27 protein-coding genes are annotated in these 12516 nt (G+C 70.3%); all 27 read left to right on the top strand.

The window, feature by feature from the left end:
* Nucleotides 1–24: 24 nt before the first annotated feature.
* The 27 genes from DT019_RS03255 (at nt 25) to DT019_RS03130 (ending at nt 12496) form a co-directional block, all read left to right on the top strand.
* Complete coding sequence (locus tag DT019_RS03255) at nt 25–351, top strand: hypothetical protein (RefSeq protein WP_114035026.1); 327 nt, start codon at nt 25–27, stop codon at nt 349–351.
* The gene (locus tag DT019_RS03250) at nt 348–683 is read left to right on the top strand and encodes a hypothetical protein (RefSeq protein WP_114035025.1); all 336 of its coding nucleotides are present in this window, start codon (nt 348–350) and stop codon (nt 681–683) included. Before DT019_RS03255 ends, DT019_RS03250 begins: the two co-directional genes overlap by 4 nt.
* Nucleotides 680–946: a hypothetical protein gene (locus DT019_RS03245; RefSeq protein WP_114035024.1), complete on the top strand. Its 267-nt coding sequence runs from the start codon at nt 680–682 to the stop codon at nt 944–946. The genes DT019_RS03250 and DT019_RS03245 overlap by 4 nt, the downstream gene beginning before the upstream one ends.
* A complete protein-coding gene (locus DT019_RS03240; protein WP_114035023.1) occupies nt 943–1806 on the top strand; it encodes a hypothetical protein in 864 nt (287 codons plus the stop codon). Before DT019_RS03245 ends, DT019_RS03240 begins: the two co-directional genes overlap by 4 nt.
* Nucleotides 1803–2246 (top strand): hypothetical protein, encoded by a 444-nt coding sequence (locus DT019_RS03235; RefSeq protein ID WP_114035022.1) that lies wholly within the window; start codon nt 1803–1805, stop codon nt 2244–2246. Before DT019_RS03240 ends, DT019_RS03235 begins: the two co-directional genes overlap by 4 nt.
* 91 nt (nt 2247–2337) lie before the next feature.
* Entirely contained in the window at nt 2338–3327 is a 990-nt protein-coding gene (locus tag DT019_RS03230) for a ParB N-terminal domain-containing protein (RefSeq protein WP_114035021.1), read from the top strand.
* Entirely contained in the window at nt 3314–4144 is an 831-nt protein-coding gene (locus tag DT019_RS03225) for a DUF6551 family protein (RefSeq protein ID WP_114035020.1), read from the top strand. The genes DT019_RS03230 and DT019_RS03225 overlap by 14 nt, the downstream gene beginning before the upstream one ends.
* Before the next feature lie 71 nt (nt 4145–4215).
* The gene (locus DT019_RS03220; protein WP_114035019.1) at nt 4216–5202 is read left to right on the top strand and encodes a hypothetical protein; all 987 of its coding nucleotides are present in this window, start codon (nt 4216–4218) and stop codon (nt 5200–5202) included.
* A complete protein-coding gene (locus tag DT019_RS03215; protein WP_114035018.1) occupies nt 5199–5918 on the top strand; it encodes a hypothetical protein in 720 nt (239 codons plus the stop codon). Before DT019_RS03220 ends, DT019_RS03215 begins: the two co-directional genes overlap by 4 nt.
* Nucleotides 5911–6243 carry a hypothetical protein gene (locus DT019_RS03210; protein WP_114035017.1) on the top strand — a complete coding sequence of 111 codons (333 nt, stop codon included), beginning with the start codon at nt 5911–5913 and terminating at the stop codon, nt 6241–6243. The genes DT019_RS03215 and DT019_RS03210 overlap by 8 nt, the downstream gene beginning before the upstream one ends.
* A complete protein-coding gene (locus tag DT019_RS03205; protein WP_223279275.1) occupies nt 6240–6548 on the top strand; it encodes a hypothetical protein in 309 nt (102 codons plus the stop codon). The genes DT019_RS03210 and DT019_RS03205 overlap by 4 nt, the downstream gene beginning before the upstream one ends.
* Nucleotides 6545–6763 (top strand): hypothetical protein, encoded by a 219-nt coding sequence (locus DT019_RS03200; RefSeq protein ID WP_114035015.1) that lies wholly within the window; start codon nt 6545–6547, stop codon nt 6761–6763. The genes DT019_RS03205 and DT019_RS03200 overlap by 4 nt, the downstream gene beginning before the upstream one ends.
* Nucleotides 6764–6780: 17 nt before the next feature.
* Complete coding sequence (locus DT019_RS39365) at nt 6781–6948, top strand: hypothetical protein (protein ID WP_189389077.1); 168 nt, start codon at nt 6781–6783, stop codon at nt 6946–6948.
* Nucleotides 6949–6969: 21 nt separating this feature from the next.
* A complete protein-coding gene (locus tag DT019_RS03190; protein ID WP_114035013.1) occupies nt 6970–7695 on the top strand; it encodes a hypothetical protein in 726 nt (241 codons plus the stop codon).
* 27 nt (nt 7696–7722) lie between these two features.
* Complete coding sequence (locus DT019_RS03185) at nt 7723–8016, top strand: hypothetical protein (protein WP_114035012.1); 294 nt, start codon at nt 7723–7725, stop codon at nt 8014–8016.
* Between the two features lie 78 nt (nt 8017–8094).
* Complete coding sequence (locus DT019_RS03180) at nt 8095–8424, top strand: hypothetical protein (protein ID WP_114035011.1); 330 nt, start codon at nt 8095–8097, stop codon at nt 8422–8424.
* Nucleotides 8425–8455: 31 nt separating this feature from the next.
* Nucleotides 8456–8626, top strand: coding sequence for a hypothetical protein (locus DT019_RS39360; RefSeq protein WP_189389075.1), 171 nt, complete (start codon nt 8456–8458; stop codon nt 8624–8626).
* Nucleotides 8623–8784 carry a hypothetical protein gene (locus DT019_RS39355; RefSeq protein ID WP_189389072.1) on the top strand — a complete coding sequence of 54 codons (162 nt, stop codon included), beginning with the start codon at nt 8623–8625 and terminating at the stop codon, nt 8782–8784. The genes DT019_RS39360 and DT019_RS39355 overlap by 4 nt, the downstream gene beginning before the upstream one ends.
* The gene (locus DT019_RS03175; protein ID WP_114035010.1) at nt 8781–9020 is read left to right on the top strand and encodes a hypothetical protein; all 240 of its coding nucleotides are present in this window, start codon (nt 8781–8783) and stop codon (nt 9018–9020) included. Before DT019_RS39355 ends, DT019_RS03175 begins: the two co-directional genes overlap by 4 nt.
* On the top strand, nt 9017–9313 hold the full coding sequence (locus tag DT019_RS03170) for a LuxR C-terminal-related transcriptional regulator (RefSeq protein WP_114035009.1): 297 nt from the start codon (nt 9017–9019) through the stop codon (nt 9311–9313). The genes DT019_RS03175 and DT019_RS03170 overlap by 4 nt, the downstream gene beginning before the upstream one ends.
* Nucleotides 9310–9528 (top strand): LuxR C-terminal-related transcriptional regulator, encoded by a 219-nt coding sequence (locus DT019_RS39350; protein WP_189389069.1) that lies wholly within the window; start codon nt 9310–9312, stop codon nt 9526–9528. The genes DT019_RS03170 and DT019_RS39350 overlap by 4 nt, the downstream gene beginning before the upstream one ends.
* A gap of 163 nt (nt 9529–9691) precedes the next feature.
* Nucleotides 9692–9886, top strand: coding sequence for a hypothetical protein (locus DT019_RS03160; RefSeq protein ID WP_114035007.1), 195 nt, complete (start codon nt 9692–9694; stop codon nt 9884–9886).
* 545 nt (nt 9887–10431) lie between these two features.
* A complete protein-coding gene (locus DT019_RS03150) occupies nt 10432–10659 on the top strand; it encodes a hypothetical protein (RefSeq protein WP_114035005.1) in 228 nt (75 codons plus the stop codon).
* Nucleotides 10656–10835 carry a hypothetical protein gene (locus DT019_RS03145; protein WP_114035004.1) on the top strand — a complete coding sequence of 60 codons (180 nt, stop codon included), beginning with the start codon at nt 10656–10658 and terminating at the stop codon, nt 10833–10835. Before DT019_RS03150 ends, DT019_RS03145 begins: the two co-directional genes overlap by 4 nt.
* A complete protein-coding gene (locus DT019_RS03140; protein WP_114035003.1) occupies nt 10832–11095 on the top strand; it encodes a hypothetical protein in 264 nt (87 codons plus the stop codon). The genes DT019_RS03145 and DT019_RS03140 overlap by 4 nt, the downstream gene beginning before the upstream one ends.
* Complete coding sequence (locus DT019_RS03135; RefSeq protein ID WP_114035002.1) at nt 11088–12203, top strand: hypothetical protein; 1116 nt, start codon at nt 11088–11090, stop codon at nt 12201–12203. Before DT019_RS03140 ends, DT019_RS03135 begins: the two co-directional genes overlap by 8 nt.
* The gene (locus tag DT019_RS03130) at nt 12200–12496 is read left to right on the top strand and encodes a hypothetical protein (protein ID WP_114035001.1); all 297 of its coding nucleotides are present in this window, start codon (nt 12200–12202) and stop codon (nt 12494–12496) included. The genes DT019_RS03135 and DT019_RS03130 overlap by 4 nt, the downstream gene beginning before the upstream one ends.
* Nucleotides 12497–12516 lie beyond the last annotated feature (20 nt).

Here is a 12516-nt window from a genome sequence, read left to right as displayed (position 1 = left end):
CCCCACGGCAAGGAGACCACACCCATGACCGATCAGCCGCTTGAGGCCCGCTGCGACCACTGCAACCAGACCCGGCCCCTGTTCCTGTACGAGCCCGACCACGGCCATCTCGGCGCCTCTCAGTTCACCTGCCGCTGGTGCATGCGCGACAAGCAGCCACTGCTCTGCGTCCGCTGCCACGACGCCGAGGCCCTGCTGGAGGAGAACGACCCGGCGATCAACCAGGACGCCGAGACCATGCGCCAGATCTGCGAGACGAACGCCCGCATCGCCGCCCGCGAAGAAGCCCAGAAGGCGGTCCTCGACGGCATCGCCGCCGCGACCGAGCAGGCCGAGGGGAACGCGTCATGACCCTCGTGCAGCCTGCCCTGGACGGCAGCATCCCCGCCCCGAAGATCCCCGCAGCCCGGCGCCGGATCGAGGACTACGAGACCTGGGTCGCCGAAGTCTGGCCCGTATTCGTCGAGGTCGCCAAGACCCGCCGCCGCTTCGTGACCTGGCAGATCGAAGACGAGTACGACCTGCCCGATCCTCCCAAGCGCGAATGCGACTGGGGACGGCTCATGGCCCGCCTCCACGCCGAAGGGATCGTCGAGTACGCCGGATTCGGCCTCACCCGCGACAAGTCCGGCGTCCGCCGCTGGCGCGGCACGACCGCGGCCGTCGAGGGGAGGGCCGCATGACCGTCCTCGACGTCGCCGGCTGGGCGATGGACGCCGCCCCCTACATCCCCGCCGTCGCCATCACCGGCGTCCTCGCCGCCGCCGTGTACGCGGCCTGGCACGGCACCCGACGCATCCGGCAACGACGGGCAGCCCGCCGCATCGCCGACCACCCGCTCGTCACGCGCAAGCCCGCAACCCCTGCCCAACGCGACAGCAACCCCGAACGCCAGCAACTCGAACAGCTCTACCAGATGCCCGCCTGGGAGGAGGACCACCGATGACCACCACGACCAAACCACTCCCGCCGCACGGCACCCTGTCCCGAGCGCAGGCACATCACTGCAAGTGCCAGCCGTGCCGCAACCGCGCCGCCGAATACGCCCGCGACCGCCACCGGCTCATCGCCTACGGCCGCTGGCAGCCCTACGTCGACGCCGAACCCGTCCGCCAGCACGTCCGCATGCTCATGTCCTACAGCATCGGCTGGCAGCGCGTCTGCGCTCTCTCCGGCGTCTCGAACGGAGGGATGAGCCGACTCCTGTATGGCGACTACAGCCGCGGGAGCGGACCCAGCAAGCGCGTCCGCACAGCCACCGCCGACCGTATCCTCGCCGTCAAGCCCTCACTGGACGCAGCCGCGCCCTGCGCCCTGGTCGACGGCACCGGCACCCGCCGAAGGCTCCAGGGACTCGTCGCCATCGGCTGGCCCCAGCGGACCCTCGCCAACAAACTCGGCGTCGACAGGGTCACCGTCAACGACCAGATCCACCGGCAGATACCTGCCTACGCATCCACTGCGCGTGGCACTCGGGACATGTACGACCGCCTGTGGAACGTCGACCCCCTCTCGCACGGCGTCGCCCCTCGCTGGGTCCGTCAGGCACACGTTTTCGCGGCGTTGCGCGGCTGGCCGCCGCCCACCGCCTGGGATGACGACTACATCGACAGCCCCGCCGCCACGCCTGACCTCGGCGAACATGTCGACCGCTACACCGCGATCGCTGAAGACGCCCGCTGGCTCATCAAAGAACAGCACTACACCGTCCCGCAGGCCGCCCACCGCCTCGGCATCACCAGCGAACACCTGTACCGCGCTTTCAGGGCCCGGCCCGTAGCGGACGAGTCGGTGGTCCCCGCATGAACGGACACCGTGTCGGCGCTGGCCAGCGCGAGCGTCTCTACGCCTCCACCACGGTCACCTTCGACGAGAAGGCCGACCTCGACCTCATCGCCATCGAATACGCGCTCAACGGCGAACCCGTCACCCTCACCCGCGCTGAAAAAATCCACGCCGCCAAAATCCTCGACGGCCTCGGCGTCGCCCTGAAATCCATCGGCGAACGCATCGGCTCCGACCCGACCACCGTCGAAGGCTGGAAAAACAACGGCTGGAAGCCCGGCGGCGCCCACCCCAAAACGAAAGCGCGCCAGCCCCGGCCGGACCCCGTCTGCGGCGAACCCCGCATGTACCGCCGACACCTGAAGAACGGCGAACGCTGCGACACCTGCCGCGCCGCCAACGCCGCCGCCGACCGCCGCTACCGCCGCTACCGCCTCACCGGCAGCCGGAACGCCGCGTGACCGCCTCCCGACCGGCCAGCGCCCGACCCCACTAAGCCTGCCGCCGACACCCCCGATCCGAACCGCCACCGCTCGCCAAGGAGCTCCCGTGATGCGAACCACCCTCAATACGGCCTCAGTTCAGATTGGAGACCGGGCTCGCACCGATCTCGGCGACCTGTCGGCCCTTACCGATTCAATCCGCGTGCTCGGACTGCTGCAGCCCATCGTCGTGACCTCCGACAACCGGCTGATCGCAGGCCACCGCCGTCTGGAAGCCTGCAAGGCGCTGGGCATGACGCAAGTTGACATCGTCGTCGCCGAACACATCCACGACGCGGTCGACCTCCTCAAAGCCGAGCGCGACGAGAACACCTGCCGCAAGGCCATGACCGCATCCGAACTGATTGCACTCGGGCGGCAGATCGAGGAATTGGAGCGCCCCAAGGCTGCGGAAGCTCTTCGCCGCGGCCAACTGAAGGGCGCCGCGAGCACTGCAGGAAGGCTCTCCGTACCGGCGAACGAAGAGCCTGCGGAACGCTACGACTCCCGCGAAAAGGCTGCCGAGGCGGTCGGCTTGTCAACCGCCACCTACTCCCGGATCAAGCAGATCGCGAACGCGGCAGACGGCTACGCCGAATCGCGCGGCCACCGCAGCGAGGTGGCACCGGAACGGCAGGCCGAATCCCGCGAAGCACTGGAACTGATCGACAAGATCAGCGCCGGTGAGGAAGTGCGGCCAGCTGAAGGCGGCAGGCCGCTGACCGTGACCGCCGTCTACGAGAAATGGGACGGCAAGAAGGTCAATCGCGGTGACGCGGCCCCGCAGAACCGGCGTCGTTCGCTGCAGACAGCTCCTGTGGCGCCCCCGCTGACCGACGCGGCAGGCCGGCGGATGCCGCAGCGCTCCCAGCGCAAGTCCATCAACGAAGGGCTCGCCGCCCTCTCAGGCCTCTGCATCGGCTTCTCCGGCATTACCGAGCTGGACGAAGACACCGACGCAGAAGAGGCCGCGCTGTGGCAGCGCGACCTCGACCAAGTGCTGCGTGTGCTGCGCAGCTTCAACACGATCCTCAAGGAGCACGTCAATGGTACTCGCTAGCATTCCCGCAGCTCGCCTGGAGACTGCGTCCATCGAGTGGCTTTCACCGGCCGACATCACCCGCGACCCGCGGGTCAACACCCGCCCGGTGGACAGCGCCTGGGTCGAGCGCAAGGCCCGTGAAGGGTTCGACTTGACGCGGCTGGGCGTGCCCGTCGTGTCCCGCCGGGCTTCCGGCGAGCAGGTGTGGCTCGACGGCCAAAACCGCGGCGAACTACTGCGGAAGGCCGGATGGCCCACCCGGAAGATCGAATGCAAGGTCTTTACTGGCCTGACCCTCCAGCAGGAGGCAGCCCTGTTCCTGGGCCTCAACGACGGCCGCCAGGTCAAGGCGGTCTACAAGTTCCTGGGCCGCGTCACTGCCGGGGAAGCAGACGCTGTGGCTATTAGCGCAATCGCCACATCCCTCGGTTGGAGGATCAGCGACCAGGCCGGATCCACCTCCATCACGGCCGTCAAGAGCCTGGAGCGGCTTTTCCACGGCGAGCGCGCACAGAACCCGGCCATGGCCCCCGGGAGGGCTCTCACTCTCACACTGCGGATCGTCACTGAGGCCTGGGGCTACAAGAGCGAAGCCGTCAACGGCGACGTGCTCCTCGGTATCGGCTCGATCTTCAACCGGTTCGGTGAGGTCGTCGAACTCCCCGCACTGATCAAGAAGCTGGCCGAGTTCCCGGCAGGCCCCTCCGGCCTGCTCGGAAAGGCCCGGGGAGCCCGCGACTTCAAGGGCGGCACCGTCGCCCACTGCGTCTCCGAAATCGTCGTGCGCGCCTACAACACCCGCCGCCGCGCGGGAAGCCTGCCCGACTGGCGCTAGCCCCACCCCGGGGCTGGTCACGGCCGGCCCCGGTCTCTCCTCTTATCCGCACTGCTTGAGGGAAGCCGCACATGCCCTGGTTCAAGGTCGACGACAAGGCGCACTCCCACCCGAAGTTCATGCGGGCCGGGAACGCCGCGCTCGGCCTGTGGCTGCGCTGCGGCTCCTACGCGGCACAGCACCTCACCGAGGGCATCGTGCCGGGCGTTGTCGTCCAGCTGTACGGAACGGCGGCCCAGTCCAACAAGCTGATCAAGGCCGGGCTGTGGCATGCGCACGGCCACGACTGCGCCCGCTGCCCGGACCCGCAGCCCGGTGACTTCGTGATCCACGACTTCCTCGAAGACGGCCGCAATACCTCGCGGGCGAGGTACGAGGAGGAGAAGAAGAAGGCCCGCGAGCGGCAGGCAAAGCACCGCGGAACGAAGGGCTCCGAGGGAGAAAGCTCCTCGAAAACGAATCGATTCGAGAACGAATCGTCCTCGAAAAACAGTGAAATAGTACTGGAAAAAACCGAGTTCCAGGACTCCACCGCAGGTCAGGGCACTACGTCACGGCGTGACGATTCCGTCACGGGTATCCATGCCGCTGCCATGCCTGCTCCCAGTAGTTCCTACGGAACTACTGATGCTGCTGCAGCGCGTGCGCGCGAGCCCGAGGAGTACCGCAGCTACGACACCCTCGCCGAGCTGAAGGCCGCCATCTCCGCCACCGGGCTCCGTGGCATCACCTGGGACCTCCAGCCGTCGCAGATCGAAATTGCCCGACAGGCCATGGAACGCGTCGGCATCGCCGACATGGTCATCTACGCGACCAACAGCGCCCAGCAGAAGGGGCCCCCGGCCAGCGCCTCCGCCTGGATCAGGGGCTGGCGCTATCTCGAACCCGAACCGCAGCCGTCCGCCCGCGGTCTGCCAGCTGCGGTCGGCGACAACGTCGTCCGCCTTCAGCCCGGCAGCCAGCGCCCAGCCACATCTGACCTCCGTGTTCAGCAAGCCCTCGAAACCGGCCGCCGCATGCAAGCCGCTGCCGATGCCCAGAAACAGGAGAACCAGTGATCACCTACGAAGAGGCCGGGAGACTGCTCGGCTTGGCCGCCGCCCGCGACCAGCGCATCGTCGGCGAGGCCGACATCCTCGCCTGGCACTCCGACCTCAACGCGGCAGGCGTCCTGTTCGCCGACGCCGACGCCGCCCTGACCCGGTTCTACGCCGTCGAAATGGCCGGCCTGGAACCCGAAGCCCGACGCCGCGTCACCACCCCGGACGTCATCGGCATCGCCCGCAAGATCCGCGCCGAGCGGCTGGCGAACTTCGTGTACGAGCCGCCGCCCGGCGACGACGACCCCGACTACCTCGCCCGGCTGCGGTTCCAGATAGCCAAGACCGCCGACGGCAGCACCCCGGCGCTCACCGAACGCCCCGCACTGGAGGGCGGCCCGCACCCGGACGTCCTCAAGGCCCTGGCCCAGGTGGGCCGTTCGACCCCGGACGTCGGGGGAGAGGGGCCGGTTGCCGAGGTGCGTCGCGTCGGCCCGCTCGGCATCCAGTGCCCGACCTGCCAGGCGGCGATCGGCCGCCCCTGCAAGATCGGCGGCTTTGACGAGAAGCGACCCCCGCGCGAACTTCGTACCCCGCATGCCGCCCGTACCCGCGTCGCGAACGGCGGTCCCGCGCAACTGGAGTCGCCCGCCGAGATCGAGCGGCGGCGTGCCGCGTCGATGGCCAAGCTCCAGGAGCTCGCCGACCGGGAGCGGGAGGCGTCCGGTGGCTGACGTCGAACGCGACGACATCCGCGAGATGCGCGCTCAGGGGGACTTGAAGGCGTTTCTGCGGCAGCAGATCGCCGAGGGCCGTGGCCGCCGCGACAAGCCCCCGACCGTGGTGCCGCCGAAGCCTCCGGGCTACCGGGCCGGCGCCTGGCCGACCGGCACAAGCCCGCCCGGCCCGCCGCCTCCGCAGCCGCCCGGCGCCTGGACTACGGCCCTGGAGGCGTACCGGGCGCACATCGTCGCGACCGAGCACCGTGACCGGCTCGCCGAAGACCCCGGCCAGACCTGCGAATGCCCGCCCTGCACCGACCTGAGGAGGAACCCGTGAACCGTCACTCGCAAGCCCCGATGCCCGAGTCGATCCGCCACCAACTGCGCGCCGGGCAGCATCCGGCCCGTTCGGTGCCGTGCCCGTGGTGCGGTGTGGCCGGGCACAAGCCGTGCCAGGCCGGGAAGTCCCGGCTGCTGACCGGCGGGTCACTGCACCCGCAGCGGGTCTCAGCCTGGGCGGAGCTGACCGCCTGCTGCCCGACCTGCCAGGTCACGCCGGCCGTCCCGTGCCACGAGGACGGCCGCGAGCGGGCGACCGTGCACGCCCGCCGGTACGCCGAGGCCGAGCAGGTGGCGGCATGAGCGAGCCCGTCGAAGCCAGGTGCGCCCGATGCGGACAGCGCCGTGTCGTCTTCCCTGCTCCCGAGGAATGGGGCGCCGCGCAGAGCCCGCTCTGCACCCGTGACTGGCAGCTGTACGCCGAGGCCCGGGCGAACAAGACCTACGTGGACTTCCACGACGCGTTCGACAACGCCAGCGACGAGGAATTGGAAGAGGCCCTGCGAGGTCCGCAGTGACGCCGCTGGAGCGCCTGATGGCCGAAGGCGTCCCCGACGGCACGTTCGGCGCCTCACGGCCCGCACAGCCCCGCCGCAGGGCCACACAGCCCGAACCCTGGACCCCGGCCGAACAAGCCGCCCACTACGCGGCCCTGGCCGCCGCCCTCGGCGAACCCCACCTACGGATCGCCGACGCCGCCTGACCGCCGGAAGGAGCCCGACCGATGACCGCCTGCCCGCACCCGACCAAATCCCGCTTCGCGACCCGCTCCGCCGCCGTGAATGCCAGCCAGCGCGTCGACCTGCGCGCCAACCTCCAGCTCACGCCCTACGAATGCGTCTGCACTTGGTGGCATTTGACGAAGGGCACCGTCGCGGCGGCTCTCACCGCCGACGACGCCGACCGCGCCGACATCGAACGAGTCGCCGCAATGCCCGACATCGACTTCCGCGAGATCGTCGTCGCCGACGTGCGCAACGAAGGCACCCGCGCACAGCGGGCCGTCCTGCGCCACGAACTCAACCTCCGCCGATGGAAGCGCCACCTCGCCCAGCTCGCCGGCGACGCCGAAGCGCAACTGCGAGCCCGCAAGGACGACACCAGCCTCGAAGCCCACGACTGGCGCAAGCGCACCACCAGCTACCGCAACACGATCACCCTGCGCGTCGAGGAATGCCGCCGACTCCGGGCCGTGGTCCACGCAGAGGCGATCCGCAAGAACGACTACCGCCGCCGGGACGCGGAGATCGCCGCAGCAGCCGGGGCGACCGTGAAGGAACTCCGCCACCACGCAGGTGAGATCGCTGTCGATCGGCTCATCGAAGCGCACGGCCCGGAGTTCGCCCGCTACTGCGCCGAGGAATACCGGGCGCTCGGCCTGACCGTCCCGGACCGCATTGCGCGCCGCATCACCGAGATCCGCGCCGACCGCACCAGCCCCGCCGCCTGACCGCCAACTCCCGAAAGGAGAGACCTGATGACCCTCACGATGATCGGCGTCGCGTTCATTGTCTGCGGCCTGGCCGGGGAGCTGACCGGCCGTCTGGCCCGGTACCAGAGCGACGGCCTGTTCGCGCTGGCCTACGTGCCCTACGAGATCGACAACTTCCGTAGCGGCCACAGCGTGTGGGCAGTGATCGACGCCGCGCTGTTCGCGTTCTTCGCCTACCGGTGGTGGACGGGCGGCGGCGGAGACGACACCAAGCGCCGACTCCGTTCGCTGCGCACCCGGTTCACGCCCAGCCGCCGCACCGCACCCCAAGCCGCCTGACCACCACCTGCCGTGCCACGACGACCGCCGTGGCCGCCCGCCAGCCCCCTGACCCGCCACCACACCGAGGAGACCGTGATGCCCGACCTGCCCGAGCCAATTGTTCAGGCGACCCGCTACGAGGTGTCGCTGCTGCCGGAGGACAACATCAACCGGCGCCACTTCACGATCACCGTCGAATGGCGAGGTGACGACCGCTGGGCGGTCTGCCGCTTCCACGAATGCCTTGGCAAGGACGGCGCTTGGGAGTACGAGCCGAGGCCTTCGGAGCGTGACGACGACTGGGTCGAAGCCCACCGCTTCGGCCTCGATTCAGCCCTGGCCCTGGCCAAGCAGGCCGCGCCCGATCTCGTGGTCAACGGCCACACCGCCGCCGATGCCTGGCGCCGCACCCACCGTCCTGCCTGACCGCCCCGACCACCCGACCCGGAGGAACCCCATGACCGACCGCGAACCCACGATCTACAACCGCGCCTTGACGGTCACCTGCCCGCGCTGTGGCTGTGTGCCCGGCGCCCGCTGCCTCGACACCCGCGGCACGCCCCTCAAGCCCGGCAAGGTCCACCGGGACCGTGCCGCCGCGTACCGCGAGCGGGAGGCGCAGCGATGACCGACCCCAGTCCCGATCTCGCCGCCCACCTCCGTCGTTTGGAAGCCGACATCGAGGAAGCCCGCAAGACGCTCGTTGCCGCCAGGGCCCGCTTCGACCGGCTGTGCGCCGAGTACGCCGCCCTCAAGCGCGCCGAACGCGAGGAGGCGCAGCGATGACCGACACCAGCCCAACCGCCGAACTCGGGGCCGCCGCTGAGCGAATCCGCATCTGGCTGGCTGAGGAGCCCGCCCAGCCGTGGTCGCCCGGTGCGCTGGCTACCTTCGGGCCGGAACTCGCCGACTGGTTCGACTTCGAAGCTGGCTTGATCGAAGTCGTCCCTGGTTCCGAGCTGCCCGGACGGACCCTGCACGCCCTCGCCGTCGCCCGCCAGATCCTCGGGAGCCCGTCATGACCGCCCGTCCCGTCGATCACGCCCGGCCGCTGCTGACGGCCCGCCGGATCGAGATTCTGCGGCTGTACGCCCACGGTTACGACACGGCCGGTGTGGCGGAGGCGATGTTCGTGTCGCCGTCCACGGTCAAGGACCAGACGCGGCTGGCATGCCAGCGTCTCGGTGCCGCGAACAGGACGCAGGCTGTCGCGGTGGCGATCGCCCTCGGACTGTTGCCGCTGGGGGACATCGCGATCCCCGAGCCGCGGCGCCAGCTCGCCACCGGAATTCCCGGCAGGCGGTGGGCGTCGTGAGCCGACCCGGCGGCCGGCTGACCGCCCACCAGCTCGACCTGCTCCGCCGGTTCGCGGCGGGCGAGACCATCCAGCAGATCGCCGTCCGCGACCGGGTGGCCGCGTCGAACGTCGGCAAGACCGCCGCCCGGCTGCGGGCCCGCCTCGGTGCCAAGTCGCTGCCGCACGCCGTCGACATCGGCCACCGCCTCGGACTGCTTGGGGACGAGCGGTGACCGCCCCGTCGTCCAGTCCCCGCGGTGAGCGTGCCGGAACCCGGGGCGTCCGCTGGGAGACCGAACTCCGGCCTGTCGAGACCGTCGTGGACGACGAGGCGCCCGAACCCCGACCCAACCGGGCCACCCGCCGCAGGCAAGCCCGAGCCGCCAGGAGGCAGCGATGAAACACACCGCCGACACGATCAACGACGACGAGCTGGACGCGCTGTACGAGCGGCTGGCGCGCGCCGAGGGCGCCGTCGAGCGAGTGCGAGCGCTCCTCGCCAGCCGGACATGGCACCGGGCCGAGCGAGAGCACCAGGTCGCCCGGCTCCGTGCCGCCGTCGCTGAGCCGCAGTCGGTGTCTGAGTCGTGAATGCCGCTCTGAGCCCCCGGACTCAGCCGAGGACGTCCTCGGCCCGTAAATCGCTCCTACACAAAACCCGGAACCCTAGAAAGGGCCATTCCATGTCACTGCCTCGCCCCGGTCACGACGGAATCCCGCTGAACGCGATAGTCCACAGCTGCGGATCATGGTGGACCGGTACCCGCCGCGTGCACTGCCCGGCCGACAACTGCCACCGAACCTTCAGCTCCGAGACCGCAGCGAACAAGCACCGCACTGGTGCCTTCGGCGTCGATCGCCAATGCGCCGACCCTGCTGACGTCGGACTCGTTCCCAAGGCCGCGAAGTTCGGCACCGCGTGGTGCTGCCCCGGACCCGAGGCGGACAACGACACCGCCACCTGGCGGACCGACGACAGCCCCGCCGAAGAGCCTGCATAGCCCGTGCAGACCGCCGGGGCGTGGTTCTCCCGCCCGAACAGCGCCCCGGCGGACTCCGCGACCCGCCGCGCCGAGAACGGCCCTCACAGCCGCACAGGCGCCCCGCCACCCCAACCCTGCCCGGAAGGAACCGACATGCCCATCGAGCTCGGCCAGATCTACCGCTCCTGCGACCCGCGCGGCGGATCACCGATCCGCATCGACGCCTACACCTCTGGCCACGATCACGCCTACGTCGTCGACGCCATCACCGGCAAGCGCCCCCGATGGATCCTCGTCGCCCAGCTCCACGCCACTGCGACTACCTGCAACGGCAAGCCGCGCCGCACCGGATACGCCCTCGACACCGGGAGCCCGCGATGACCGCCCGCCGCCGTGGTATCTGCCCGGTCTGCCGCCGCGAGTTCGACGTCCGCGTCGACGGAAAGATCCGCCACCACCTCAAGCCCCGCCAATCGCACGCCTGGTACCGGTCCCCGCGCTGCGGCGGCGCCGAACAACCCGCCCTGCCCCTCACCGAACCTGGGAGTCAGCCGTGACCGACCAGCCTGAGCCGCTGACTGACGAGCAGCGGGACGAGTACGTGCAGGCCGCGGCCGAGTTCGGGGCGGCTGCCCAGCGGATGCTCCAAGCCGCCGCGCCCGCCGTTCAAGCACTGATCGCCCAGGCCACCGTCCTCCACGCCGCGCTGCGGGACGCCGGGCTGATCGACGAACACGGTCGCTTCGCCGGTGGACGGCAGGACGACTTCGAACTCTGCCCGCAGCCCGACACCCACGACGGAGACGACCATGTCTGACCAGCCCGAGCCCGTCCGCAAGGATCTCCTGCCGCCCGTCCCGCCGCCCGAGTGGGAGTTCCACACCGTCCTCGGCGCCTACCCGGACCCCACCCGGTACGGGGTCGTCCCCGGCGACAACGAGGGGTTCAAGGCGGGCAACCGGCCCGTCATCCGCCGCCGGATCACCTACGGCGACTGGGAGCCCGTCCGCCCCGACTACTGGGCAGCCCAACCACCGCCCTGCGGCGCTTCGGACCTCGGCGCCATGCGCCAGCCGCTCGGCCCGTGCATCCTCCGCCACCAGCACGACGGGCCCGTCCACCAGGACGCCAACGGAGCCACGTGGCACCGAACCGGCGACACCGACCCGCTCGCCCCGTTCCGGGCCCTCCTCGATCAGGCCACAGCTGCCGCGGTCCAGGCCGCCCGTGCCGAACGCGACGCCGACGACGACACTCGCCCGGACCACCACACCACGGCCGCCGTATGGACCCAGGCCGCCCACCTCCTCGACCAGGCCATCCGGCAGGCAGACAACCCCCGGACAACCCCGAACAACCCGCCCGCCAGCGGCGACGCCGAGGTTTGCTGCGCCTGCGGAGGCGGCCCGATCGTCTACAGGAACTTCGAGGACAACCCGTTCTGCGCGCACTGCAGCGAATGCGACTGCGGCCTCCCCGACGGGCGCTGCACCGTGTCCACTTGCCCCGACTGTGGAGTACGGCCCGGTGCCGAACACGCCGACGGCTGCGACGTCGCCCGCTGCCCCACCACCGGCAAGCAACGGCTCAGCTGCGACCATGGCGCGTCGTGCGGAGGCCCGTTGTGCCGGACGCGGTGGATCGGGCGGCTCCCCGCCCCTGCTGCTGGTCAGCCCAACGAGGACGCCGCCGCACACTACATCCTGACCACGATCTGCCAGACGAACGGCTACCGGCCCCCACCACCCGGCGTCCGGATCACCGCCGACGACCTGGCCGAGATCGACCGCGCGGTAGAGGGCGGCACACCGTTCGGCGAGGCCGTGAGCGACGTCATCAGCCTCGCCAACTGGCGTGCCCGGCAGGCTGACACGATCCTCGACCAGCGCCTCAACGACGCCCTGAACGGACCGGAGACCCCGTGACGTCGCACCCCATCCCCGAGAACCACAACCACTGGTGGCTCACCTGCGGGAAATGGCGCCGCCTGCACGCCATCCCCGGGACGGCGATCAGCCGCGACGAAATGCGCGACGCGATCGACGAATGCGTACTCCTGCCCGCCCGCGCCGCCTGCCGCCTACGCCGCGCCTGGGACTACCCCGGCCTCGGCTCCCGGTTCGGACGGCGCCGCTGTACCGCCTGCTGCCAGGCAATCGAAATCCCCAACGGGCACGGCACCCCCGCCAACAATCCGGCCAGGACGGAGACCCCGTGAGCTGCGTGTTCCTGTACGTC

It is taken from the genome of Streptomyces sp. SDr-06, from assembly GCF_003324565.1.
Lineage (GTDB): Bacteria > Actinomycetota > Actinomycetes > Streptomycetales > Streptomycetaceae > Streptomyces.
Note: the sequence above shows the minus strand (reverse complement) of the source record. Positions and strands in the feature narration are given on the sequence as shown.

Coding starts and splice junctions, on each gene's coding strand:
- DT019_RS03255 (WP_114035026.1), top strand. CDS start 25: ATGACCGATCAGCCGCTTGAGGCCCGCTGCGACCACTGCAACCAGACC.
- DT019_RS03250 (WP_114035025.1), top strand. CDS start 348: ATGACCCTCGTGCAGCCTGCCCTGGACGGCAGCATCCCCGCCCCGAAG.
- DT019_RS03245 (WP_114035024.1), top strand. CDS start 680: ATGACCGTCCTCGACGTCGCCGGCTGGGCGATGGACGCCGCCCCCTAC.
- DT019_RS03240 (WP_114035023.1), top strand. CDS start 943: ATGACCACCACGACCAAACCACTCCCGCCGCACGGCACCCTGTCCCGA.
- DT019_RS03235 (WP_114035022.1), top strand. CDS start 1,803: ATGAACGGACACCGTGTCGGCGCTGGCCAGCGCGAGCGTCTCTACGCC.
- DT019_RS03230 (WP_114035021.1), top strand. CDS start 2,338: ATGCGAACCACCCTCAATACGGCCTCAGTTCAGATTGGAGACCGGGCT.
- DT019_RS03225 (WP_114035020.1), top strand. CDS start 3,314: ATGGTACTCGCTAGCATTCCCGCAGCTCGCCTGGAGACTGCGTCCATC.
- DT019_RS03220 (WP_114035019.1), top strand. CDS start 4,216: ATGCCCTGGTTCAAGGTCGACGACAAGGCGCACTCCCACCCGAAGTTC.
- DT019_RS03200 (WP_114035015.1), top strand. CDS start 6,545: ATGAGCGAGCCCGTCGAAGCCAGGTGCGCCCGATGCGGACAGCGCCGT.
- DT019_RS39365 (WP_189389077.1), top strand. CDS start 6,781: ATGGCCGAAGGCGTCCCCGACGGCACGTTCGGCGCCTCACGGCCCGCA.
- DT019_RS03190 (WP_114035013.1), top strand. CDS start 6,970: ATGACCGCCTGCCCGCACCCGACCAAATCCCGCTTCGCGACCCGCTCC.
- DT019_RS03185 (WP_114035012.1), top strand. CDS start 7,723: ATGACCCTCACGATGATCGGCGTCGCGTTCATTGTCTGCGGCCTGGCC.
- DT019_RS03180 (WP_114035011.1), top strand. CDS start 8,095: ATGCCCGACCTGCCCGAGCCAATTGTTCAGGCGACCCGCTACGAGGTG.
- DT019_RS39360 (WP_189389075.1), top strand. CDS start 8,456: ATGACCGACCGCGAACCCACGATCTACAACCGCGCCTTGACGGTCACC.
- DT019_RS39355 (WP_189389072.1), top strand. CDS start 8,623: ATGACCGACCCCAGTCCCGATCTCGCCGCCCACCTCCGTCGTTTGGAA.
- DT019_RS03175 (WP_114035010.1), top strand. CDS start 8,781: ATGACCGACACCAGCCCAACCGCCGAACTCGGGGCCGCCGCTGAGCGA.
- DT019_RS03170 (WP_114035009.1), top strand. CDS start 9,017: ATGACCGCCCGTCCCGTCGATCACGCCCGGCCGCTGCTGACGGCCCGC.
- DT019_RS03160 (WP_114035007.1), top strand. CDS start 9,692: ATGAAACACACCGCCGACACGATCAACGACGACGAGCTGGACGCGCTG.
- DT019_RS03150 (WP_114035005.1), top strand. CDS start 10,432: ATGCCCATCGAGCTCGGCCAGATCTACCGCTCCTGCGACCCGCGCGGC.
- DT019_RS03145 (WP_114035004.1), top strand. CDS start 10,656: ATGACCGCCCGCCGCCGTGGTATCTGCCCGGTCTGCCGCCGCGAGTTC.
- DT019_RS03135 (WP_114035002.1), top strand. CDS start 11,088: ATGTCTGACCAGCCCGAGCCCGTCCGCAAGGATCTCCTGCCGCCCGTC.